This window comes from Fructilactobacillus sp. YLN 2507, assembly GCF_059614085.1.
Genome location: NZ_CM184303.1, coordinates 642,329 through 664,658, shown reverse-complemented (window position 1 = coordinate 664,658; position 22,330 = coordinate 642,329). Strand labels below are relative to the sequence as shown.

Genomic DNA, 22,330 nt, shown 5'->3' with positions numbered 1-22,330 from the left:
TATTTTAGAAAAATGTGATACTAAACTTGGCCATAAAATCTTCACCACATCTTAATCGACTAATATCATTTTTATTTCGAATAAATCCTGTACTATTTTCTGAATCAGCAATCCCCCACCAAGGTTCAATACAAACAAAATCAGATTGAACAGGATAAGTTGACCAAATGCCAAAATATTGGTTGTTATAAGCTGTCACTGCTGCTCCATGCTGTGATTTTTTTGACTTAATGGTAAAAGTTGTCTTGGGATTAGACTGAACATCGAAAATTTGTGCATCATCTTTGAACAACTCATGACTGATTGCAATTGGATTACCTTTGGGATTAAAGTTAGTTTGGTTAGTAGTTGTCAACCCATTCTTATTCAAGCTAATTAATGGATATGATTCTTTTGGATCAATTGAAACTTCGTAATCATCATATGTTTCGTTAGTTGGATTAAGTGGCACCCTAAAACCAGGATGAGCTCCAATTGAAAAATACATAGAATGTTGATCTTGATTTACCACTAACATGCTAACTTCAAGCGTCTTATCAACTAAAGTATAAGTTACAAATAATTCAAAATTAAAAGGATAGACTTTCATTGTTTTTGAAGTAGCTTTTAATAAAAAGACCACTTCAGTTTCATTTGATTCAATCATTTCAAATTCACTGTCACGTGCAAAGCCATGTTGGTACATTGTATAAATTTTACCGTCATAATCATACTTGTCGTTTTTTAACCGCCCCACCATGGGAAATAAGATTGGAGCATGCCGCTTCCAATAGTTTGGATTAGCATTCCAAATATATTCAAGACCGTGAGAATTTTGAACTGAAATCAATTCAGCCCCAATCTGATTAATTTTAACTGTTAAATTTTCGTTTTGTAATGATACAATCATCCTATTCTCCCCGCAAGTAATTCTTTATCATTCTATTTTGCCATGAATACTTGACTTTGCATAGAAAAAAACAAAAATTTAAAAATATCTTAATCAGGATTTTCATCATCATTTCGTTTAAAAAAATGTTGATAATTTTTTAGTAGTTTTTCTTTTGTAACGTGGGTATAAATTTGGGTGGTTGATAAATTAGCATGTCCTAATAACTCTTGGACAGTTCTTAAATCGGCCCCATTATTGAGCATCTGAGTTGCAAACGTATGTCTTAACATATGTGGGTGGATACTAGAGTTTAAGCCACTTTTTTTCATAATTTGATTTAGCACATATTCTATTCCACGACTAGTAATATGAGAACCATGCTGATCAACAAACAGATACGGATGTTGCTTATTAAATTTTTTCATCAAAATATCCCGACTTTTAAGCATGTATTCATTAATAGCTCGATTTGCATATTTTCCAAAGGGAATGTAGCGTTCCTTATTTCCTTTTCCTAACACCAGCATCATGTTATTAGTTAAATCTACATCATCAATCATTAAATTTGCACACTCGCTAACTCGAATTCCGGTTCCATATAAAACCTCTAGTAAAGCCGTATTACGATATGCTAATAGTGGATTTTTGGCGGTTTTAGCTGTTTCAAATAACTTATCTAATTCTTTATTATAAAAGAAACGGGGCAAGTGGTTAGTGTGTTTTTTGATGTTTACATAGACAAAGGGATTATCTTCTACAATTTGATTATTAACCAAAAAATTATAAAAAGACCGTAAAGATGACATTTTACGTGCAATTGTATTATTAATGTCGCCTAAATCATGTAAATGACTTAAATAAATTTCAACATCAAAGCTGTCAATTTCGCTGAAATTTTTTTCGCTTCCTGATTCAGCTAAAAATTCTGTAAATTGAATTAAGTCATCATGATAAGCTCTAGCAGTTTTATCAGAATATTGTCGTTCATTAACAATATATTTAGTAAAGAGCTCAATTAAGCTTTGATTATTTTGATTCATCCAATATCACCTTCTGAATAAAAGAGACCGTTCTAACAGAACCGTCTCTTTTTATTATTTAATTACATTTTCTTCATAATCGCCTTCAGGACAAACAACCTGCCATCCACCACGAACTTTTTTATTTACTAAGAAGTGACCACATTTTGGACAGTCACGACCAATTGGCTTATCCCATGTCACAAAATCACAATCAGGATAACGAGAACAACCATAGAATAAACGATTTTTCTTTGTTTTTCGTTCGATAACCTGACCTTCATGACACTTAGGACAAGTTACTCCAATTTCTTTAACAATAGTTTGCGTATTTCGGCAATCAGGAAAGCGGGAACAGGCAAAAAATTTACCATATTTACCCATTTTCACTACCATTGGTGCCCCACAAATCTCACAATTAAATCCGGCCAAGGGTTCTTTAATTTGAACATCTTCCATTTCCTTTTCTGCATAGTTAACTTCCTTAGAAAAGGGTTGATAGAATTGACTAACCAATTGAACCCACTTAAGTTTTGCTGCTTCAATATCATCAAGTTTACCTTCAATATCAGCAGTAAAATCAACGTTTACAATTTCTGGAAAATACTCTTCAATTAACTTATTAACAATTTCACCTAATTCAGTTGGTACAAAACGCCGAGCATCAAGTTTAACATAATACCGTTTTTGAATTGTCATTAACGTAGGAGCATACGTAGACGGACGACCAACTCCATTTTCTTCTAATGATTTAATTAAAGTTGCTTCGGTATAACGTGCTGGCGGTTGAGTAAAATGTTGACTGGGAACATTACTATCTAAAGTAACATGATCTCCAATTTTAAGATCTGGCAAAATGTTATCTTTTTCTTTTCCAGCTGAATAAGCTTTTAAATAACCTTCAAATTTAAGTTTGGACCCATTTGCACGATATTCTATCCCATTTTGAACGACTTTAACTGTTTCCGTATCGACTACTGCTGGAGTCATTTGACTAGCAACAAACCGTGACCAAATTAAACTATAAATCTTAAGTTGGTCCTTAGTAAGGTACTTTTCAATACTCTTTGGAGTTCGCATAGCTGATGTAGGACGAACTGCTTCATGAGCATCTTGAGCTCCTTCAGGGAGCTTTAATTTTCGAGGATGATTCATTGCATACTCAGCCCCATATTCATCATGAATAAATTGAGCTGCTTCTAATTTTGCCCCAGCAGATATTCTAGTAGAGTCAGTTCTCATATAGGTAATCAATCCTTGACTACCTTCTTTTCCAATATTGATTCCTTCATACAATTGTTGGGCGGCCATCATCGTCCGCCCAGTTTTAAAATGCAGTTTTTTATTAGCATCTTGTTGCAAAGTACTAGTGGTAAAAGGACGAGGAGGTTGTCTTTTCTTCTCACGTTTTTTAACATCTGTAATCTCAAAATCAGCTTTAGAATCCAGTTTTCTTAAAACTGCTTGAACATCATCATTATTGCCTAACTCAGATTTTTTACCATCTACTCCGTAAAAAGAAGCTTTAAACTTTGAACGACCTTTTTTAAAAATTGAATCAATTGACCAATATTCTTCTGGATTAAATGCCTGAATGTCTCGTTCCCGTTGAATAATAATCCATAATGCAACAGATTGGACTCGCCCAGCACTAAGACCTTTTTTAACTTTTTTCCAGAGAATTGGAGAAATGGAATAACCTACTAATCGGTCAATAATTCTCCGAGCTTGTTGAGCATCAACTAAATTCATATCAATTGTACGCGGATGTTTAAAAGCATCTTTAACCGTTTCTTTGGTAATTTCGTTAAAGGTTACTCGATTTTTATCCTCAATGTCCAAATTAAGCACATGAGCAACATGCCAAGCAATTGCTTCACCTTCACGATCAGGATCAGAAGCCAGAAAAACTTCTTTAGCTTTTTTTGCTTCTGACTTTAACATTTTAATTGTATCGCCTTTACCACGAATTGAAATATAGTCTGGTTTAAAATCATCTGGAATGTCAATTCCCATTCGACTCTTAGGTAAATCACGAATGTGTCCCTTACTTGCTACTACTGTATAGGTTCTTCCTAAGTACTTACTAATAGTTTTGGCTTTTGCAGGTGATTCTACAATCACTAATTTTTTATTGGTGGCACGCTTTTTTCTTTTAGTTGTTTTCTTTTTACTAGTCGTACTAGTGGCCATTAAATCTATCCCTCATTTATTTTTTCTACAATTATATAATTCATTTTTTTGATTTGAATTTCTAAATCATCATATTGCAGTTTTTTTATACTGTCAAATAACAATGCGCCCTAAAACATCTCTTTCATCAAGACAGGGTTGACAACCTGCCGCAATTAATTCGTTTGAACCCGCTGAATAGTGACTATTTACATTACCTGGAACTGCTAAAATATCTCGATTATTTTGTAAAGCTAAACTCGCAGTAATTAACGAGCCTGATTTAAGTCGTGCTTCAACAACTAATAACTTTTGCGATAACCCTGCAATAATTCGATTTCGTTCAACAAAATGATGTTTCCGAGGACCTATTCCATAATTATATTCACTCAAAACTAAATTATGTTTCATTAAATCTAGTTGAATTCCCTGGTTATTCCGAGGATAAAAACAGTCTAGTCCCGTTCCTAAAACCGCAATCGTTTTCCCATGATTAGCTAAGGCAATTTGATGGCCTAAAGTATCAACCCCTTCAGCTAAACCAGAAACAATTACGTAATAGTTAATCACCGTTTGACTAAAAATCTTTTTCATCGCTTGAACTGCATATTTGGAACATTTACGAGATCCCACTACACCTAAAAGATTAGCCTCACTTAGTAATTCTAAATTACCTGCATAAAATAAAATAATTGGTGGAAGATACATTTCCTTTAATTGTTGTGGATAAATTTTGTCAAAAATTGTTATCCAGTTTTTGCGTATCGCATGATTAACCATGATGGTAACTTCACTGCTTAAAAAAGAAACGGCAAATTTCTGATAACTTAAACGCTGTTCCCTCAGTAAATTAATAATCATAGAATGAACTTCTTCGATATCTAATTTACTAACATCTTCACATTGTAACCATTGAAATGCTAAATTTTCACCCTTTAATCCAATTCCAGGACACAACTTAATTCTTAACAATAAAATTCTCTTATCCATTAAATAATACGCTCCATTTTTGAATAGATACGTAATTAGCCTATTTTTGGATTAAATCTCTAACTGGTGCAAAAGTCTTTCGATGAATTGGAGTTGCCCCATAAGTTTTCAACGCTAATAAATGTTTTTTGGTTCCATAACCATCATTATGGCAAAAATCATATTCTGGATATTGCTGATGATACTTAATCATCAAATCATCACGGGTTACCTTTGCTAAAATACTAGCAGCCGCAATAGAATTTGATTTGGCATCGCCCTTAATTAACTTTAATTGAGGAATTTTCATTTCAACGTCCATAGCATCAATCAATAACTGCTGTGGTTTGATATTTAAACTTTCAACGGCTTCTTTCATGGCAATTCGGGTGGCTTGATAAATGTTAACTTCATCAATTACATGATTATCAATAACTGCACAGGAAAAACTAATTGCTTGTTGCTTAATAATTTTAGCTAATTCACGCCGTTTCTTATCAGTTAATTGTTTAGAATCATTAACTTCAAGTAGCTTAAAATCATGTGGCAAAATTACTGCTGCAGCAACAACTGGTCCTGCTAACGGACCACGACCAACTTCATCAATTCCTGCAATTTGATTAAATCCTTGTTGCCAAAATTGCTTTTCAATTTCAAATCTTTTAACAAAGTCAGCTAATTGGGATTGTTCCCTATCTATACGTTGTTGGGTTTGGCGGATGATAGTTTGAACACCCTTTCGTTCATCACTTTTATACAACGCAAAAAGCGGGTCATGAAAATCATGGACTCGCATAAATGATGTTTTAATTTCTTTGATATTCAAGGCTATTTACCTTCAGCTTCAATTTTATCGGGAAAATCTAATGTATAACGACCTAGTTTCCCCTTACGAACATCATTAATAATTCGTTCTGAAGCCCGTTCGTAATCATCACGCATTCCCAAATTAGCGGTAATTTTAAGTAATAAATCGGGATTACTTAATTCAAAATCGGCCTCATTTAAATGATAACGGTTCTTTAACTCATCACGATGATTATGCTTAAAAAAAGCTAACGCAAATAACGCTACATCATCACTATGAAAAGAACTTTCTCGGATAGCTCCAGTTAGTGCTAACTTTTCTGCAATTTCTTGTGATTGAAACTTTGGCCATAAAATTCCAGGAGTATCTAATAAAACTAGCTTTCCATTTGAAGTTAACCATTGCTGTCCTTTAGTTACTCCTGGACGATTTCCAACTTGTGCTGCTCGCTTACTAACTAGTTGATTAAGCAATGTCGACTTCCCCACATTAGGGACTCCAACACAAATTGCTTTCAAAGCCTTTCGGTCATAACCTTTTTCTGCTTTAGCATTTAAATATTTTTTTAAAATACCATCCGCAATATTTTCAATTTTTTTCCGAACTCCATTAACTTTCGAATCAACTGCAATCGCTCTAATTCCTTGTGACTTAAAGTATTCAATCCACTTTTTTGTCATTATGGGATCAGCTAAATCAGCCTTCGTTAAAATCATTAACCGTGGTTTGTCACGACTGATTCTTTTTACTTCTGGATTAATTGAAGTATAGGGAATTCGCGCGTCCACTAATTCAAAGACAATATCAACTAACTTAATATTTTCTTCAAATTGACGAATGGCTTTGGCCATATGACCTGGAAACCATTGAATGTTACTTTTCATAATTTCCCCCTTAATCTAAGTAAGCTAAATATTTTTGCCATGCTTCATCAAAAATCGTCATGCTTGGCAAATAACCAGCATTTTCTTCCAGATATTTTGAAATAATTTCAAAATTATCTGATTGTTTTGGAAATTGTGTATCAAAAAAAGCATTGTTAGCAAACTGAGCAACTTCATCATAACTATTCGGATTTCTTTCAGTCATTAAATATTCATAAAAACTTTTTCTCATGAGTAATACCTTTACTTAGTTGTTCGTTGATAAATTTCAAAATGATGAGGGAACTCTGGATTCTCTGCCCCTGGAATTTCTTTAATTAGCTTAAAATCAGAATAGTTAATCTCAATCATTTTGGTATCACCATCAACGTTTTTATTAATTTTTGTGCGATACAAATAATCAGTATATGGTAATAACTCCTGATAAACTGCTCTTCCACCAACAACAAAAATCATTTCATTTGGAAATTTATTTGTATATCGTAAAAGCTCATCCGTTGAGTTAAAAACGGTAACATTTTCTGGAAATTCAGAAGCAGATCGATGAGTTAAAACTAAATTTTTTCGGTGTGGTAATGGACGGCCAAAGCTTTTAAAAGTGGTATTCCCACAAACAATTTGATGATTAAGCGTGGTTTCCTTAAAAAAAGCCATATCATCGGCAATATGCCAAGGAAGCTTTCCATCTTTACCAATTACTTTATTGGCTGACTCTGCCCAAATAAATGCTAACATGTTAACTCCTTCTTAAACAGCGACAGCACCCTTAATGGCACTATGATGTTTATATCCTTCAACTTTAATGTCATCCATATCGTAATCAAAAATACTTTCCTTATCAGGATTAAGCCATAGCTTAGGTGCTTGAAATGGTTTTCTAGAAAGTTGTTCTTTAATTTGATCAACGTGATTTAGATAAATGTGAGCGTCACCTAAGGTATGCACAAAATCACCGGTTTCTAATCCACATTCTTTGGCAATTAAACTAGTCAATAAAGCATAACTAGCAATGTTAAAAGGAACGCCTAAAAAGATATCAGCGCTACGTTGATAAAGTTGACAACTCAATTTACCGTCATTGACATAAAATTGAAACATTGTATGACAAGGGGGTAACGCCATATCATCAACATCTTCTGGATTCCAAGCAGACACAATCATCCGGCGTGAATTAGGATTCGTTTTAATCGTCTCAATGACCTTTTTAATTTGATCAATGGTCTTCCCGGTACTAGTTTTCCATTTTCTCCATTGACTACCATAAACTAAACCTAAATCACCAAATTTTTTAGCAAACTCTTCATCTTCAAGAATCATTTGGCAAAATAATTGTTTTTGGGCAAGATATTGTTTTTGAAATTCTGGATCTTTTTGAGCTCTAAGTCCGAAATCAGTCATATCCGGGCCAGTATACTCTGCTGAATTAACCCAACGTTCAAAAGCCCATTCATCCCAAATATGATTATTATTTTTCAACAAGTAAGCAATGTTAGTATCACCTCTTAAAAACCACAACAATTCACTTTTAATTAATCGAAAAGGAACACTCTTAGTGGTTAATAGCGGAAACCCCTTTGATAAATCAAAGCGCATTTGTTGACCAAAATAACTAATGGTTCCAGTTCCAGTTCGGTCTTCCTTCTTGTGTCCGTTTTCTAACACAAACCGTGCTAAATTTAAATATTCGTCTTCTAACATTAAAAAATCTCCTAGTTATTATTCAGCAAATTCACTTAAATATTCCCAACGGGCTACTAAGTCATCAGCTGCTTGGTTTAAATCATCTAATTTTCGTTGTAACTCGGCTAGTTTATTATAATCTTCACCATTATTTTGCATTTCTTCGGTAACATGTTTAATTTCATTTTCGTTCTTTTCAATTTTTTCTTCAATACCGGCAAATTCAATTTTTTCAGCATAGGTAAGTTTCTTTTTTGCTTGCTTAGTTGTATTAGAGGCTTCATTTTCAGCTTGTTTTGCTTTTTTTGGTTGATGTTCAACCGATTTCTTAACATCTTTCTTGCTGCTAAGATAATCGGTAAAAATCCCATCATATCTTTCAATTTTTGTATTTCCTTCAAAAATCAAAAGTCGATCAGCAACCTTATTAAGAAAGTATCGATCATGAGAAACCGTGATGGTTGTTCCATTAAAGTGTTTAATATAATCCTCTAAAACCGTCAATGTTGCAATATCTAAATTATTAGTTGGCTCATCTAATAACAACACATTGGGCTGTTCCATCAATAATTTTAAAAGATAAAGCCGACGTTTTTCCCCACCAGAAAGCTTCCGAATTAAAGTTCCATGCATAAACTTCGGAAATAAAAACTGTTCTAATAGGTTTGTGACACTAATCTTATTACCATCTGCATCAACCACATTTTGGCCAATATCAGTTAAATAGCTAATCACCCGTTTATCTTCAGGAATGGATTCCATTTGTTGTGTATAATAGGCCATTTTAACCGTTTCACCAATTTCAATTGATCCTGCTTGAATTGGTATTAGACCTGCAATTGCGTTCAAGAGAGAGGACTTGCCGGCCCCATTTTCACCACTAATTCCAATTCGCTGTCCATTTTGAATTAACATACTAAAGTCACGAAGAATTGGCTTATTTTCAATTTCAAGATCAACATGATTAATTTCAATTACTTTTTTACCAAGTCGCTGTTGTCCCATCGCAATATCTAGTTCACCATCAAGGGGAGTCCCTTCTTTGACTTTGTCTTCCAGCTGATTAAAACGCTCAATTCTAGCATTTTGCTTAGTTGAACGAGCTTTGGCACCCGTTTTCATCCATTTAAGCTCTTGTTTATATAATTGTTGTTCTTTATGACTTGTAGCTAATTGTTCATCAACTAATTCTGCTTTTTTGGTCACGTAGGTTTGATAGTTACCTGGATATTCATATAAGCCACCAAACGATAATTCCCAGATATGGTTTGAAACTTGATCTAAGAAATATCGATCATGGGTTACAACGATTAAGGCCCCTCTATAATTAGAGAGATATTGTTCCAACCATTCGATTGAATCAAAATCTAAATGATTAGTTGGTTCATCAAGTAGCAATAAATTGGGAGATTGAATTAATACCTGGGCTAATCCCACCCGCTTTTGCTGGCCACCTGACATGGTTCCAATTTTTTGATCAACATCGGTAATCTTGAGCTGCGTTAAAATTGTCTTAACTCGACTTTCCGTATTCCAAGCATCGTCTTCATTCATTTTAGCTTCAGCTGATAAATAACGCCGTTCAAACTCTTGGTTATCTGGATGATTGGAATAATCATTTAAAGCATTTTCGTAATGTCTAATAATTTTAAAGACTTTTTGATTCCCTGCAAAAACCGATTCCATCACAGTCATATCTTCTGGCAAATCGGGATGTTGCTGCAAATACCCAATGCGATAAGCTTTAGAAGTAATAATGTTACCTGTGAAATCATGATCGGTTCCAGCAATGGCATTCAACAAAGAAGATTTTCCACTGCCATTAGTCCCAATTAAACCAATTCGGTCATTTTCATTAATAATAAAATCAAGGTCTTTAAACAGTACCTTTTCACCATAAGTTTTTGTTAATTTTTCTGCTCGTAAAGTTTCTACCATATTTGCCTCAATTTTCGTTTGCTAACGTTTGTGCTTGTTTAATTAAAATTGCTTGATTATTCTCGATTTTACCATTAATTACCATTAATTCTAAATCTGATAGTATTTTCCCTAGTTGGGGACCAGGTCGAAAACCATTTTTTATCAAAATTCCACCATTCACGTTCAGTTCTGCTTTTTGTTTAATTGGCAATTTTTCAAAAGCATTTTTTATAACATCATCAGGTTGTGATTTATCATAAATTGAAATAACGTGATTAGCATTCAAAAGATTTTCTAATCCAATTTGGTAAATTATCCAGGGACTTAATTGTTTTTCTTGCAACATTTTAATTCCTTGAACCACTTGGAAGACATTATCAATCATTTTATTAGAACATTTCCAGGACTTCATCATTTGTTTAATTTGAGTTTTTTTTAAGTTTAGTTCAATCGATAAAAGAGCCCAAACTTGAATTTCATTAATTAAACGATTATTCAAATTTAAATTAGCAAGTTGCTTTAATTCAGGAAGGTAACGATTAAAAAAAGGAACATATTTAAATAAATTAGTTGCTAAAATTTCCTTTAATCCGCGGGAAGGTGAAATTCCTAGCATCATTTTAATGAATTCTACATTAATTCGCTCAATGGAAATTTTTTCAAGTAATTGAGCATTTGCTTTAATTGCTGCAAAGGTTTTTGCTTCAATTTCAAAGTTTAATTGACTACCAAACCGAACGGCACGCATCATGCGCAAAGCATCTTCGTTAAACCGTTGATTGGCATCTCCCACAGCCCGAATTAAGTGATGCGTTAAATCATCCATACCATTAAACAGATCAATGACTTCACCATTTTCCTTCATAGCAAAAGCGTTAATGGTAAAATCACGCCGTTTTAAATCTTCACTTAAAGATCTAATGAAAGTTACTTGATCTGGTCGGCGAAAGTCTTGATAACCACTTTCAGTTCTAAAGGTCGTAATTTCAAATCCACGATGATCAAACATTACAGTTACCGTTCCATGTTCAATCCCAGTATCAATCGTCCGCTTAAAGATTTTTTTAATTTCTGCTGGATAAGCAGAGGTCGCCATATCAACATCATGAATAGGCAAATTCAACAATGTATCACGCACGCTACCACCTACAAAATATGCTTCAAAACCGTTTTGTTCAATTACTTGAAGGACTTCTCTGGCGTCAGTAAACTCTGACGGCAAATTTTTAATTTTCATTTTATAGCCCTCTTTCATTAATAGATTAAATTAATTATACCTTAAAAAAACAACCCAAATATATTATTTAGGTTGTTTTTTTAATTTATTGCTTTTCTAAATCATCAAGCATGTAAACCATTTCTTCATCATCTGGAACCAATTTAACATACTTTTTTAACAAACCAATTGTTTCATTAACTTTACCATTCTCACGTAAAAATAAAATATAATTTTTCAAAAAATCAGGATTATCTTTCAAATCAGCAGCCGCTTTTTGATAGTTTTCACTGGCTTGTTTAAATTCGTCCAAGTGGTCATAAGCAATTGCTAAATCCCAATATAATTGGGGAACTAGATTATTATCTGCAAGATAAGTAGCTAAGAAATCAACGTCTTTTTCAAACTTTCCGTTTTTAAGATAAAGTTCTGATAACTTAGTGACCACTTCCATATTATCTGGATTAACCTGATTTCCTTTTTCAAGGTAATTAGTTGTTAATTCAATTTTACCTAGCTTAGCAGCGATATCAGCCGCTTTAAGGTACAAAGTAACATTGTATTCATCAATACCTAATCCTTCTTGATAAGTACGTAAAGCGTCCTCAGGCTTATCATCTTTTTCAAATGCTTCACCTAAATAAATATACAAAGAAGCATATTGATTATCAGCATCTCTTAGCATTTCAAATAATTCAATTGCTTTCGCATAATTACCTAATTGTAAGTAGGTAAACCCAGTTTCAAATAAAACTGCTGGAGTCATATCAATTGGCTTAATTTGTTCTAAGTATCCAATTGCATTTTCAAAGTTTCCAACATGGGCATAACACACCCCTAATCTTTCAACTAGATTAACATTTGAAATTGACAATTGACCTTGTTTAATAAGACTAAGATAAATTTTAATAGCATTCTCATACTTACCTTCGGAATAATAAAGTTCTGCTAAAGCAAATTTGATAATTGGCTCATCAGGAGCTAATTTTTCTGCTTCTAAAAGTTTATGTTCACTAACTACAAATAAGTCTTGAGTTTGATATAAATCTGCTTCCACCATTAAAGCATTGACGTAATAACTTGAATCAGGTTTAATTTCACTTAAGACTTCTAAAGCTCCATCAGTATCATCATTGGCAATTAAGATATCAGCAATATAAGTTCTAATCTCATCTTCATCAGGATATTTTTTTAATAATTGACGATAAATTTTTAAAGCATCATCAGAAAAACCTAATGAATATAATTCTTCTGCTAATGAAAAGAGTAGATCATCATTATCTTGTTCTAAAGCATTTTTAAAATGTTCTTGATATGCACTTAAATCATTGTTTTGTAATGATTCTAGTGCTTTTTCTGAATTACTCATCCAACAATCCTCTTTTCTAATAAAAAGACCAGTTCGCATATGCGAACTGGTCTTAACTGTCAAAATTATTTAACAGCATCCTTTAAAGCTTTACCAGGTTTAAAGGCAGGTACTTTACTTGCAGGGATTTCAATTTCCTTACCAGTTTGTGGGTTACGTCCTTTACGGGCAGCACGTTGACGTACTTCGAAACTACCAAAACCGATTAATTGAACACGTTCGCCTTTAGCAAGTTGATCTTGGATTGCTTCAAATACAGCATCTAAAGCTGCAGTAGCATCCTTCTTAGTTAAACCAGTTGTTTTTGCAACATCATCTACTAATTCTGCTTTGTTGGCCATGAGTGATTCACCTCCTGATAAATGTTCAAATGAACATCAACTTGTAAGCTCCTAAATGTATGTATCGGAACTATGAAATAATCAAAAGAATATCTCGTACTTAAAGATATCACACCAAAAATACGATTGCAACGCTATTGCAATGAATTATTTCAACTATTCTGATTTTTTTAGTTTAGAAGATTATTATTTTCGACTTCTTGGGATTATTTTAATTGGAGTACCTGTAAAATCAAAGTTTTTACGAATTTGATTTTCCAAATATCGACGATATGAAAAATGTAATAATTCCGGATCATTTACAAATAACACAATTACTGGTGGTTGGGTTGCTACTTGAGTAGCGTAATAAATTCTAAGTTTCCTGGTTTTAATGGTTGGAGTTGGAGTCATCGCCACAGCATCCATAATAACTTCATTAAGTGCGGAGGAACTAATTCGTTTTTTATGATTTGTATTAACTTTTTCAATTAAATTGGGCAACTGTGCCAGACGCTGTTTCGTTTTTGCAGAAACAAAAACAATTGGTGCATAAGCAAGATATTGAAATTCTGCTCGAATAGCGGCTTCAAATTGTTGTTGACTGTGATTATCTTTTTTAAGAGTATCCCATTTATTAACAACAATAATAATTCCTCTCCCAGCTTCATGGGCATATCCAGCAACTCTTTTATCCTGTTCTCTGATTCCTTCTTCAGCATTAAGCACGACTAAAACTACATCACTTTCATCAATAGCTTTCATTGCCCGCATTACACTATATTTCTCGGTTTTTTCATAAACCTTACCACGTTTTCTAATTCCCGCAGTATCAACAATTGTAAACTCTTGCCCATCATGTACAAATTTGGAATCAATAGCATCACGTGTCGTTCCAGCAACATCAGAAACAATTACACGATTATCGCCTAAGAAAGCATTAACTAATGAAGATTTACCAACATTAGGACGACCAATCAAACTAAATCGGATACTGTCGTCTTTTTCCTCCTCAGGTGCTTCAGGAAAGCTTTTAATTACTTCATCCAATAAATCACCTAATCCAAGACCATGAGCTCCTGAAATTGGATATGGATCACCAAAGCCTAAAGAATAAAAGTCATAAATATCTGCCCGACTCTCGAAATTATCAATTTTATTTACTGCTAAAACTACAGGTTTATTAGACCGATATAAAATTTGTGCAACACGTTCATCGGCATCAGTAATTCCTTGACGACCATTTACCATAAAAATAATCACATCTGCTTCATCAATAGCAATTTCAGCTTGGGCAGTAATTTGTTTAATAAATGGTTGGTCTGAAACCTCAATTCCACCAGTATCAATTAAATTAAAATTATGTCCTAACCACTCACCATGAGAATAAATTCGATCCCTTGTAACACCTGGAGTGTCCTCGACAATTGAAATTCGTTGTCCAGCGATTCGATTAAAAATTGTTGATTTACCAACATTAGGGCGACCAACAATTGCAACAGTAGGTTGTACCATATTATTCACCTCTCCTTCTAAAATAAAAAATCCCTCAAATTAATGAAGGATTTTTTATGAAAAACTATTCTTCTGAATCGTTATCAATGTCTTTACCTAAAATATCACCTAAAGTGAAACCACTTTCTTCTTCGGGTGCGTTAGTAGTTGAATTATCATCTACATTGTTTTTAGGAGCCTTCTTGTTATCTTCTTTAGGAGCTTCTTCCAAGGCTTTCATTGATAAAGCTAAACGATGTTCTTCAGGATCAACTGAAAGAACTTTAACTTGAATCTTTTGTCCAGATTTAAGTACATCGCTTGGCTTGTCAATATGCTTGTGTGAAATTTGTGAGATGTGAACTAACCCTTCAACACCTGGGAAAACTTCAACGAATGCACCAAAGTCAACAAGACGTTTTACTGTTCCGTCTAGTACACTACCAACGGCAGCTTTTTCTTCGATATCGTCCCAAGGACCTGGTTGTAATTGTTTGATTGATAATGAAATTCTATCACGCTCTGGTTCGATTGCTAAAACTTTAACTTTAACATCTTCCCCAACTTTTAGTACATCACTTGGTTTACTTACATGATCGTAAGAAATTTCAGAAACATGGACTAATCCATCAATTCCGCCAAGATCAACAAAAGCACCAAAATTAGTTAAACGAGCCACTTTACCTTCAACAACATCGCCAACTTCAAGGTTACCCATAATTTTTTCTCTTGCTTCTTTACGATCCTTTTCAGCAACGGCACGATGTGAAAGAATTAAACGATTATCTTCAGGAACAACTTCAATAATCTTAACTTCTAATTCTGCACCTTTGTATTGATTTAAATCGCTAACAAAATGATCAGTAATCATTGATGCTGGAATAAAACCACGAACACCATCTGCATTAACTACTAAACCACCTCGTACTGGACGAGTAACTTTAACATTAATAGTTTCGTCTTTATCAGCTTTTTCTTTAATTTCATCCCAAACTTTTAATGCTTCGAGACGACGAATTGAAAGAAGGTAACTTCCACCTTCTTTATCATCACCAATTTTTGAAATTACGACAACTTTAACACTGTCCCCAACTTTATATTTATCAGTTGGAGTATCTTCCATGGTAGCAGAAACTTCTTTGCTTGGAATAACACCTTCAACACCGGCGCCATCGATTCCTACCATTAATTGTGAATCATTATCTACGGCCAAAATTTCACCAGTAACAACGTCACCTACATTGACTTCTTTAATATTATCAAGTGCATCTAATAATTGTTTGTTTTCATTTTCACTCATCAAACATTTCCTCCTTGAAACTACTCTAATAACATTTTATCTTAAATAGATAAAAAATACCAGTAAAATAACACTGTTATAATAATTAATTTTTATTTTTTATTTTTGCTGTAATTAAAAATGAAATTTCATCAGCAACTTGATTAATTGATAATGATGTTGTATCAATTTCAACTGCATCAGATGCTTTTTTTAGTGGCGAAACTGTTCGGTGTGAATCTTTATAATCGCGAATCTCAATTTCTTTCTTTAATTCTGCTAAACTAACATCAATTCCTTTTTTTTGATTTTCTAAGTATCGTCGTTCAGCACGTTCCTCTACGCTAGCAATCAAAAAAACTTTAAGATCAGCATTTGGTAATACCGTAGTTCCAATATCTCTTCCATCCATCACTACCCCACCATTACGAGCAATTTCTTGCTGTCGTTTGACTAAATCACGACGAATTAGTGGTAAAGCAGCAACCGTTGAAACATTATTCGTAACCTTTTCAGATCTAATCTTTTCAGTTACTTCTTCACCATCAACAAAAACATGTTGTACCGGATTTCCTGGAGTAAAGGTTATTTTTGTTTTATGTAACAATTCTACAATTTTATTTTCATCATTTAAGTTAATCTGTTTTTGGATAGCCTTATAAGTAATCGACCGATACATGGCTCCAGTATCAACATAAATATAATTGAACTTTTTAGCTACAATTTTAGCTACCGTACTTTTCCCAGCAGAAGCAGGTCCATCAATCGCTACTTGTAATCCATTTTTGTGCATTTTATCAATCCCTATATTTTTTTATTTGATTCTTAATTTTTGTCCTGGTGAAACTACACTATTGTCGTTTAAACCATTTAAAGCTTGAAGCTGACTAACCGTAATTCCAGCATTTTTAGCGACTCGATAAATTCCTTCACTTTGCGTAACTGTAATATATTGAGCATCCGCACTAGAATCTTTAATTGTTGAAGATTCATTTGAATTAACAGTGTTCGAAGTTTCGTTTGTATTAGCGGTGGTTGACGCTTCATTTGAATTAACAGGAGTTGAATTAATGCCAGATGTTGCTGAATTGCTTGGATTTGTTTGTTTAGTATTGCTTGAATCACTAGCAGACATGGTCTGTTTGGTTGATTTTTTGTGGCTTTTAGCTTTCTCTGTCTTCTTTTTTGGTTTGGCAATTTTTTTCGTCGTTTTTTTTGCATCAGTATGACTTTGGTCAACACTACTTTGTTTTGACATCCCAAAAGCCAAAGAAAAAATTGCAATCAAAGCTATAATTGAAATTAAAACAGCTAAAATCAGCTTAAAATTTCCCTTTTGTCTTCTTAGTTCTACCCTAGAAAGATTACCTTCTTGATTACGATCATTAGAGAAAGAATCATCCCATGGTTTTTTATCTTCGTTTTTACCCATACAGTTTAATCCTCCAAATAAATTTTATTTTAATTATATCATTTTAAATTCTTAAAATAATTGATTAATAATTTTTTCCCAATCATATCTTTCATGGACATGATTTGTAACGTTATATTCATAAGGCTTTAAGTTAATTTCAGACTGTTGAATATTACAACAGTCTTTATTATGACTACTAAAGTTCTCGTCAAAATTAGTTAATAAAAATTTTCTTCGACATCCATCACAATTAATGTAATCAATCATTTTATTTAATTCTTTAAGTTTTAAATTAACGTCTGCTTTAAAAATTGCTTTTATTTGTTTTTCTGAATATCCATTATGATAATAAAAATCTAGCAACTTTTTAACTTGATCATCAATGTAACTAAACTTATGAACTGCATAATTTTGATAATCACGATTAGTAGGCAATGAATTTTCAATTAAATTATATGTGATTTGTTCGTCACCAATTGAATATAATAACATGGCAATACTTGGCTGACCGTTTCTGCCAGCTCGTCCAATTTCTTGCATATAACTTTCTAAATCTTGTGGTAGGTGATAGTGAATAACAAATTTAATGTCTGGTTTGTCAATTCCCATTCCAAAAGCATTAGTAGCACAAATTACATTTAATTCATTATCCATAAATTGATGTTGAACTTTAAAGCGATCTTCACTATTTAAGTCCGCATGATAAGGAGCTGCCTTAAGGTTAGTTTTATTATTAATTAAATCTGACATTAAGTTTGCCATTCGCTTACTAGAAAAGTAAATAATCCCTGGTCCTTTTAATTTAGATAATATCTCTAATAAGTATGATTGTTTATCTAGTTCTGTCTCAGTTTGATGTACTCCTAAAAAAATATTCGGCCGATTAACTGATTCAATTACCCTTTCATAATTATTAATTCCCAATTTTTCAATAATATCAATTTGAACCTTTTTGGAAGCAGTTGCCGTTAACATTAATGTTTGTGGGTTACCTAACTTTTTTAAATTATTATTCAAGCTCAAATAATCAGGTCTAAAATCAACTCCCCATTTAGAAATACAATGTGCTTCATCAATGACAAATAACCCAATGTCTAATCTTGTAAAAGTTTGAAGTACATCTGTTTGATTCAACATTTCAGGGGAAACAAAAATATATCGATAACTTCTAATATTAGCTAAAATAAACTGACGTTCTTTCCAGTTATAATTGGAGTTAAGCGCTACTACCTTAGCTGAACCTTGATATCGAATTCTTTCAACTTGGTCGTTCATTAATGACAATAGTGGAGAAACAATTACAATTGGTTTATTTACTACATAACTATAAAGTTGATAAATTAAGCTTTTGCCTGCCCCAGTAGGTAAAACAGATAAAACGTTTTTACCTGACTGCAGATTTTGTAACGTTTCTTCCTGTCCTGGATGAAAATTAGTAAAGCCAAATTGATTTTTTAATATTTGTTTAATATTGATATTATTCACCTACTTCTAATTTGGTTAGATAAATTTCTGTAAGGCGAAATTGGAAAAAAGATACATCTTTAAGAGTTAAATCTTCATATTTCCAATCATCAATCTGATTTCCTAATTGCCCCTTTAATTTTTCAATTAATTCAAGGTTAATAAAATCAGTATAAGGAAACTTATTGAGTGGAAAGTAAATTGCTACTTCTAATAAATGTTCAGAAATTGTTGATTCCTTTAAATGTCGTATTTTTGCTACTTTAACTAAATTATGACTAACTAGATATTGTTTTAAAGTCAAAAGAGCACTCTCACTGATTATCGGTCGCTTTAATCCGTTTAATAGGGGTGCAAGAATTGAGTTTGATTGGTTATTCTTAATAAAATCAATCAATTTACTAATCATTTCAAGATCGTCTAAATAAACACTAATTAATGGCTCATCAAATTCTGATGAAAGTTGAAATAAAGTTTTACCATTATTTTGAAATCCCACTAATTCATTAGCAAACAAATCTGCAGACTGTTTATTTTTAATACCACCCAAAAATTCAAACAATTCTTTTTTTAAGATATGACTGACCGTTGCTTTATCAATCTTGTTAAAATAATTTTTAACAAAATTCATTTCACTATCTGGAACATCTACAGGATAATATTTACGTTGGTGGTGTTGGTACTCAGAGATAACTTGAATAAAAAGTAATATTCGAGCTTTGAACTTCATAAAATTAATTTTTTGAAAATTATGTTGCCAGTTAAAAAGTGAATGTTGTTTTAGAAATTTAGTTTTTAGCTTTAATCCTCTTTCAGTTAAAGTATAAGTTTGGTTGTCTTTACTTTGCACTAAATGTTGCTTCACTAAATTACCAAAATCTAATTTAATGATACCTAAATAACGACCTAAACCTAAATATCCCAAAAGCTGATATCTTAAAGACCAATAAATCGTAGCAACGGTTTTTTTACCTACTAAAAGGTTCTCCAATAATCTTTTTCTTCTTGGCTGTTTAGTATCTAGTAATAATAATGTTAGTTCATCATTAAGCTTCATTGATTACATCAGCTCATTTCCTAATCATCTACTAATTCAAACAAATCTCTAATCTCACGTTTTCTTAAGGGACGCCATTGACCAACTTCTAAATTATCAAGTGTGATTCCGGCAAAAGAAATTCGTTTTAACTTTTCCACCGGATGACCGACAGCACTCATCATTTTTTTAACCTCATGATTACGCCCTTCATGAATAGTTAATTCAACTAAAGAATTTCCCTCTTCTTCCCCAACTTTTTTAATTACCCGAGCTTCGGCTGGAGCACTTTTCAAATTACGCTCTAGCTTAACCCCCTTACGAAGTTGGTTAAGATTTTTTTCATCTGGTATTCCATCTACTTTTGCAATATAAACTTTATCTACTTGATGTTTGGGATGAGTTAATTTAAAGTCAAGCGATCCATCATTAGTTAATAGCAATACTCCACTAGTATCATAATCTAGACGTCCTACTGGATAAATTCTTTCAGAAACCTTATGTTTAAAAAAATCTAAAACGGTTTTTCGATCTTTTTCATCATCTGACGAAGTAATTACTCCTCGAGGTTTATTTAGAACAAAATAAACTAGTTCTTCCCTTTGAATTGGAGTATGATCAACTTCAATTTGATCATCAACATTAACTTTTATGCCTAAGGTGTTAACCACCTTTCCATTTACCCGAACATGTCCTGTTTCAATTAATTTTTCACAAGCACGACGAGATGCAACTCCCGCATGCGCCATTACTTTTTGTAGTCTATCACTCATTGCTTACCTCATTTTCTAATAAACCAATTTTCTGGTTAAAAATTTCTGTCTTATTTTGGTCAAATGCTTCATTTTCTTTTAATTCAGGTAATTGACTAAGGGTAGTTAACCCAAATGCCTTTAAAAATAAGTCAGTCGTTTCATAGAGGTCTGGATTACCTGGTTCATCAGATTTACCTTGAATTTTAATTAAACCTAAATTTAGTAAATTGCGAATTGAAACAGAACTGTTAATTCCACGAACATCATCTACCATAATTCTCGTTAATGGTTGTTTATATGCAATAATTGTTAAAGTTTCTAATGCTGCTTGACTTAGCAAACTCTCATCGCTTTTCGTATACTTTTGGATCAAACTGTTGTATTCAGATCTAGTAACCAATTGAAAAAGATCACCATTTTGGATAATTTTTAAAGCTGACTTATGCTTTTCATACTTACTTTGCAGTTTAATGATATTTTCACGAATTGCTGACTTAGATGCACTAGTTAGGTCTTCCAATTCCTTCAGTGAAACTCCCTTGTCTCCAGAAACATAAATTAGCGCTTCAATTTCTTTAATTAACATCGCTTAAACACCCTTTAATATAATGTCATCATTCAAATTTTCCTGTCTAACTAAAACTGATTTTTGTTTAACTAAAGTTAGCAACGCCAAGAAATCAGTAATCAGTTCTTCAAGTGGAGCATAATTATTAAATAGCTCTAAAAATTTAATTTCATGGTATAAACTATGCTTTAATTTACTTTTAATTACTTCCATCTGTTGGGGAATTTCATATTCCCACTCTTCAATTTTTTCAACCGGAATATCCTGTTTCAAAGATTGACGACGCATTATTTTTTCCCAAGCATTTTGCAATAAATCAACCTGAAATTCATTATTTTTGATTGATATTTCATTACGATTTAAATAAAGAGTTCGAGAATGAAAATGTTGTCGTTCACGTTCTTTTTGTTTTAAAACCGTAGCGGCACGTTTATATTTTTTATATTCAATTAATTGAGTAACCAAATCTTCACGTGGATCTTCTTCAGTTTCTTGCTCAGTTTCTTCAGCTAAAAGCATTTGTGACTTAATTTTCATTAAATTAGCAGCCATTACAAAAAATTCTCCTGCAATTTCGATGTTTAATTTTTTCATTTTATGCAATGAATCAACATATTGTGAAGTAATATCCTTAATATCAATATCATAAATATCCATTTTAGCTTGTTTTATCAAATGTAATAAAAGTTCGAGCGGCCCATCAAAATCATTTAGATGAATTTTAATTTCATCGTTGTTCATTATTACGCTCCCATTTAGTAATAATATTTTTATTTGTTAAAGTTCCAATAATTTGTTTATTAGGATAAATTTTTTGTAAATTATCCAAAATATGAAAAACATTAAACATTGTATTCACATCTGGAGTTAAGGTAATCCGACGTAACAAAACAAATCCTTGTTTTTCTTCAACTCCAATTACTCCAGCCCAATTATTAAATTGATCCTTCCAGATAAAAAGATTACGACTTTCAGTTGTACAATACCAATCAACTTCCTGTTTTAAATATTCTAAATTACTTTGATCCTGAGATAACGATAAGATTCCCAATACAATTTTTTCATGCTCTTTTTGATAGCGATATAACATAA

23 protein-coding genes are annotated in these 22,330 nt (G+C 32.6%); all 23 read right to left on the bottom strand.

What is annotated here, in order from left to right:
* Window positions 1-4: 4 nt before the first annotated feature.
* The gene (locus AC0GLY_RS03495) at window positions 5-889 is read right to left on the bottom strand and encodes an aldose 1-epimerase family protein (protein WP_496612141.1); all 885 of its coding nucleotides are present in this window, start codon (window positions 887-889) and stop codon (window positions 5-7) included.
* 89 nt (window positions 890-978) lie between these two features.
* A complete protein-coding gene (gene xerC, locus AC0GLY_RS03490; RefSeq protein WP_496612140.1) occupies window positions 979-1,911 on the bottom strand; it encodes a tyrosine recombinase XerC in 933 nt (310 codons plus the stop codon).
* Between the two features lie 54 nt (window positions 1,912-1,965).
* Entirely contained in the window at window positions 1,966-4,083 is a 2,118-nt protein-coding gene (gene topA / locus AC0GLY_RS03485; protein WP_496612139.1) for a type I DNA topoisomerase, read from the bottom strand.
* A gap of 93 nt (window positions 4,084-4,176) precedes the next feature.
* Complete coding sequence (gene dprA, locus AC0GLY_RS03480; RefSeq protein WP_496612138.1) at window positions 4,177-5,052, bottom strand: DNA-processing protein DprA; 876 nt, start codon at window positions 5,050-5,052, stop codon at window positions 4,177-4,179.
* A 40-nt stretch (window positions 5,053-5,092) separates the two neighbouring features.
* Window positions 5,093-5,857: a ribonuclease HII gene (gene rnhB, locus AC0GLY_RS03475; protein WP_496612137.1), complete on the bottom strand. Its 765-nt coding sequence runs from the start codon at window positions 5,855-5,857 to the stop codon at window positions 5,093-5,095.
* 2 nt (window positions 5,858-5,859) lie between these two features.
* Window positions 5,860-6,723, bottom strand: coding sequence for a ribosome biogenesis GTPase YlqF (gene ylqF, locus AC0GLY_RS03470; RefSeq protein ID WP_496612136.1), 864 nt, complete (start codon window positions 6,721-6,723; stop codon window positions 5,860-5,862).
* A 10-nt stretch (window positions 6,724-6,733) separates the two neighbouring features.
* Window positions 6,734-6,955, bottom strand: a complete 222-nt coding sequence (locus AC0GLY_RS03465) for a YozE family protein (RefSeq protein ID WP_496612135.1) — start codon at window positions 6,953-6,955, stop codon at window positions 6,734-6,736.
* Between the two features lie 11 nt (window positions 6,956-6,966).
* Window positions 6,967-7,458, bottom strand: a complete 492-nt coding sequence (locus AC0GLY_RS03460) for a dihydrofolate reductase (RefSeq protein ID WP_496612134.1) — start codon at window positions 7,456-7,458, stop codon at window positions 6,967-6,969.
* Window positions 7,459-7,470: 12 nt separating this feature from the next.
* Window positions 7,471-8,421: a thymidylate synthase gene (locus AC0GLY_RS03455; RefSeq protein WP_496612133.1), complete on the bottom strand. Its 951-nt coding sequence runs from the start codon at window positions 8,419-8,421 to the stop codon at window positions 7,471-7,473.
* Window positions 8,422-8,439: 18 nt separating this feature from the next.
* A complete protein-coding gene (locus AC0GLY_RS03450; RefSeq protein WP_496612132.1) occupies window positions 8,440-10,341 on the bottom strand; it encodes an ABC-F family ATP-binding cassette domain-containing protein in 1,902 nt (633 codons plus the stop codon).
* 7 nt (window positions 10,342-10,348) lie between these two features.
* Complete coding sequence (locus AC0GLY_RS03445) at window positions 10,349-11,560, bottom strand: CCA tRNA nucleotidyltransferase (protein ID WP_496612131.1); 1,212 nt, start codon at window positions 11,558-11,560, stop codon at window positions 10,349-10,351.
* Between the two features lie 85 nt (window positions 11,561-11,645).
* A complete protein-coding gene (locus AC0GLY_RS03440) occupies window positions 11,646-12,908 on the bottom strand; it encodes a tetratricopeptide repeat protein (RefSeq protein ID WP_496612130.1) in 1,263 nt (420 codons plus the stop codon).
* 65 nt (window positions 12,909-12,973) lie between these two features.
* Complete coding sequence (locus tag AC0GLY_RS03435) at window positions 12,974-13,249, bottom strand: HU family DNA-binding protein (RefSeq protein ID WP_014082025.1); 276 nt, start codon at window positions 13,247-13,249, stop codon at window positions 12,974-12,976.
* Window positions 13,250-13,435: 186 nt separating this feature from the next.
* On the bottom strand, window positions 13,436-14,743 hold the full coding sequence (gene der / locus AC0GLY_RS03430; protein ID WP_496612129.1) for a ribosome biogenesis GTPase Der: 1,308 nt from the start codon (window positions 14,741-14,743) through the stop codon (window positions 13,436-13,438).
* Window positions 14,744-14,807: 64 nt separating this feature from the next.
* Entirely contained in the window at window positions 14,808-16,022 is a 1,215-nt protein-coding gene (gene rpsA, locus AC0GLY_RS03425) for a 30S ribosomal protein S1 (protein ID WP_496612128.1), read from the bottom strand.
* A gap of 85 nt (window positions 16,023-16,107) precedes the next feature.
* The gene (gene cmk, locus AC0GLY_RS03420; protein ID WP_496612127.1) at window positions 16,108-16,794 is read right to left on the bottom strand and encodes a (d)CMP kinase; all 687 of its coding nucleotides are present in this window, start codon (window positions 16,792-16,794) and stop codon (window positions 16,108-16,110) included.
* Between the two features lie 21 nt (window positions 16,795-16,815).
* The gene (locus AC0GLY_RS03415) at window positions 16,816-17,433 is read right to left on the bottom strand and encodes a LysM peptidoglycan-binding domain-containing protein (RefSeq protein WP_496612126.1); all 618 of its coding nucleotides are present in this window, start codon (window positions 17,431-17,433) and stop codon (window positions 16,816-16,818) included.
* A 51-nt stretch (window positions 17,434-17,484) separates the two neighbouring features.
* Window positions 17,485-18,900 (bottom strand): RecQ family ATP-dependent DNA helicase, encoded by a 1,416-nt coding sequence (locus AC0GLY_RS03410; protein WP_496612125.1) that lies wholly within the window; start codon window positions 18,898-18,900, stop codon window positions 17,485-17,487.
* Window positions 18,893-19,936: a helix-turn-helix domain-containing protein gene (locus tag AC0GLY_RS03405; RefSeq protein ID WP_496612124.1), complete on the bottom strand. Its 1,044-nt coding sequence runs from the start codon at window positions 19,934-19,936 to the stop codon at window positions 18,893-18,895. Before AC0GLY_RS03405 ends, AC0GLY_RS03410 begins: the two co-directional genes overlap by 8 nt.
* A 20-nt stretch (window positions 19,937-19,956) precedes the next feature.
* Window positions 19,957-20,688, bottom strand: coding sequence for a pseudouridine synthase (locus AC0GLY_RS03400; protein WP_496612123.1), 732 nt, complete (start codon window positions 20,686-20,688; stop codon window positions 19,957-19,959).
* A complete protein-coding gene (scpB, locus tag AC0GLY_RS03395; protein WP_496612122.1) occupies window positions 20,681-21,256 on the bottom strand; it encodes an SMC-Scp complex subunit ScpB in 576 nt (191 codons plus the stop codon). The genes AC0GLY_RS03400 and scpB overlap by 8 nt, the downstream gene beginning before the upstream one ends.
* Before the next feature lie 3 nt (window positions 21,257-21,259).
* Window positions 21,260-21,979 carry a segregation and condensation protein A gene (locus AC0GLY_RS03390; RefSeq protein WP_496612121.1) on the bottom strand — a complete coding sequence of 240 codons (720 nt, stop codon included), beginning with the start codon at window positions 21,977-21,979 and terminating at the stop codon, window positions 21,260-21,262.
* The gene (locus AC0GLY_RS03385) at window positions 21,966-22,328 is read right to left on the bottom strand and encodes a riboflavin biosynthesis protein RibT (protein WP_496612120.1); all 363 of its coding nucleotides are present in this window, start codon (window positions 22,326-22,328) and stop codon (window positions 21,966-21,968) included. The genes AC0GLY_RS03390 and AC0GLY_RS03385 overlap by 14 nt, the downstream gene beginning before the upstream one ends.
* Window positions 22,329-22,330: the final 2 nt, after the last annotated feature.

Bases quoted from the DNA above. Each gene is read 5' to 3' on its own strand.
- AC0GLY_RS03495 (WP_496612141.1), bottom strand. From the start codon at position 889: ATGATTGTATCATTACAAAACGAAAATTTAACAGTTAAAATTAATCAG.
- xerC (WP_496612140.1), bottom strand. From the start codon at position 1,911: ATGAATCAAAATAATCAAAGCTTAATTGAGCTCTTTACTAAATATATT.
- topA (WP_496612139.1), bottom strand. From the start codon at position 4,083: ATGGCCACTAGTACGACTAGTAAAAAGAAAACAACTAAAAGAAAAAAG.
- dprA (WP_496612138.1), bottom strand. From the start codon at position 5,052: ATGGATAAGAGAATTTTATTGTTAAGAATTAAGTTGTGTCCTGGAATT.
- ylqF (WP_496612136.1), bottom strand. From the start codon at position 6,723: ATGAAAAGTAACATTCAATGGTTTCCAGGTCATATGGCCAAAGCCATT.
- AC0GLY_RS03465 (WP_496612135.1), bottom strand. From the start codon at position 6,955: ATGAGAAAAAGTTTTTATGAATATTTAATGACTGAAAGAAATCCGAAT.
- AC0GLY_RS03460 (WP_496612134.1), bottom strand. From the start codon at position 7,458: ATGTTAGCATTTATTTGGGCAGAGTCAGCCAATAAAGTAATTGGTAAA.
- AC0GLY_RS03455 (WP_496612133.1), bottom strand. From the start codon at position 8,421: ATGTTAGAAGACGAATATTTAAATTTAGCACGGTTTGTGTTAGAAAAC.
- AC0GLY_RS03450 (WP_496612132.1), bottom strand. From the start codon at position 10,341: ATGGTAGAAACTTTACGAGCAGAAAAATTAACAAAAACTTATGGTGAA.
- AC0GLY_RS03445 (WP_496612131.1), bottom strand. From the start codon at position 11,560: ATGAAAATTAAAAATTTGCCGTCAGAGTTTACTGACGCCAGAGAAGTC.
- AC0GLY_RS03440 (WP_496612130.1), bottom strand. From the start codon at position 12,908: ATGAGTAATTCAGAAAAAGCACTAGAATCATTACAAAACAATGATTTA.
- AC0GLY_RS03435 (WP_014082025.1), bottom strand. From the start codon at position 13,249: ATGGCCAACAAAGCAGAATTAGTAGATGATGTTGCAAAAACAACTGGT.
- der (WP_496612129.1), bottom strand. From the start codon at position 14,743: ATGGTACAACCTACTGTTGCAATTGTTGGTCGCCCTAATGTTGGTAAA.
- rpsA (WP_496612128.1), bottom strand. From the start codon at position 16,022: ATGAGTGAAAATGAAAACAAACAATTATTAGATGCACTTGATAATATT.
- cmk (WP_496612127.1), bottom strand. From the start codon at position 16,794: ATGCACAAAAATGGATTACAAGTAGCGATTGATGGACCTGCTTCTGCT.
- AC0GLY_RS03415 (WP_496612126.1), bottom strand. From the start codon at position 17,433: ATGGGTAAAAACGAAGATAAAAAACCATGGGATGATTCTTTCTCTAAT.
- AC0GLY_RS03405 (WP_496612124.1), bottom strand. From the start codon at position 19,936: ATGAAGCTTAATGATGAACTAACATTATTATTACTAGATACTAAACAG.
- AC0GLY_RS03400 (WP_496612123.1), bottom strand. From the start codon at position 20,688: ATGAGTGATAGACTACAAAAAGTAATGGCGCATGCGGGAGTTGCATCT.
- scpB (WP_496612122.1), bottom strand. From the start codon at position 21,256: ATGTTAATTAAAGAAATTGAAGCGCTAATTTATGTTTCTGGAGACAAG.
- AC0GLY_RS03390 (WP_496612121.1), bottom strand. From the start codon at position 21,979: ATGAACAACGATGAAATTAAAATTCATCTAAATGATTTTGATGGGCCG.
- AC0GLY_RS03385 (WP_496612120.1), bottom strand. From the start codon at position 22,328: ATGTTATATCGCTATCAAAAAGAGCATGAAAAAATTGTATTGGGAATC.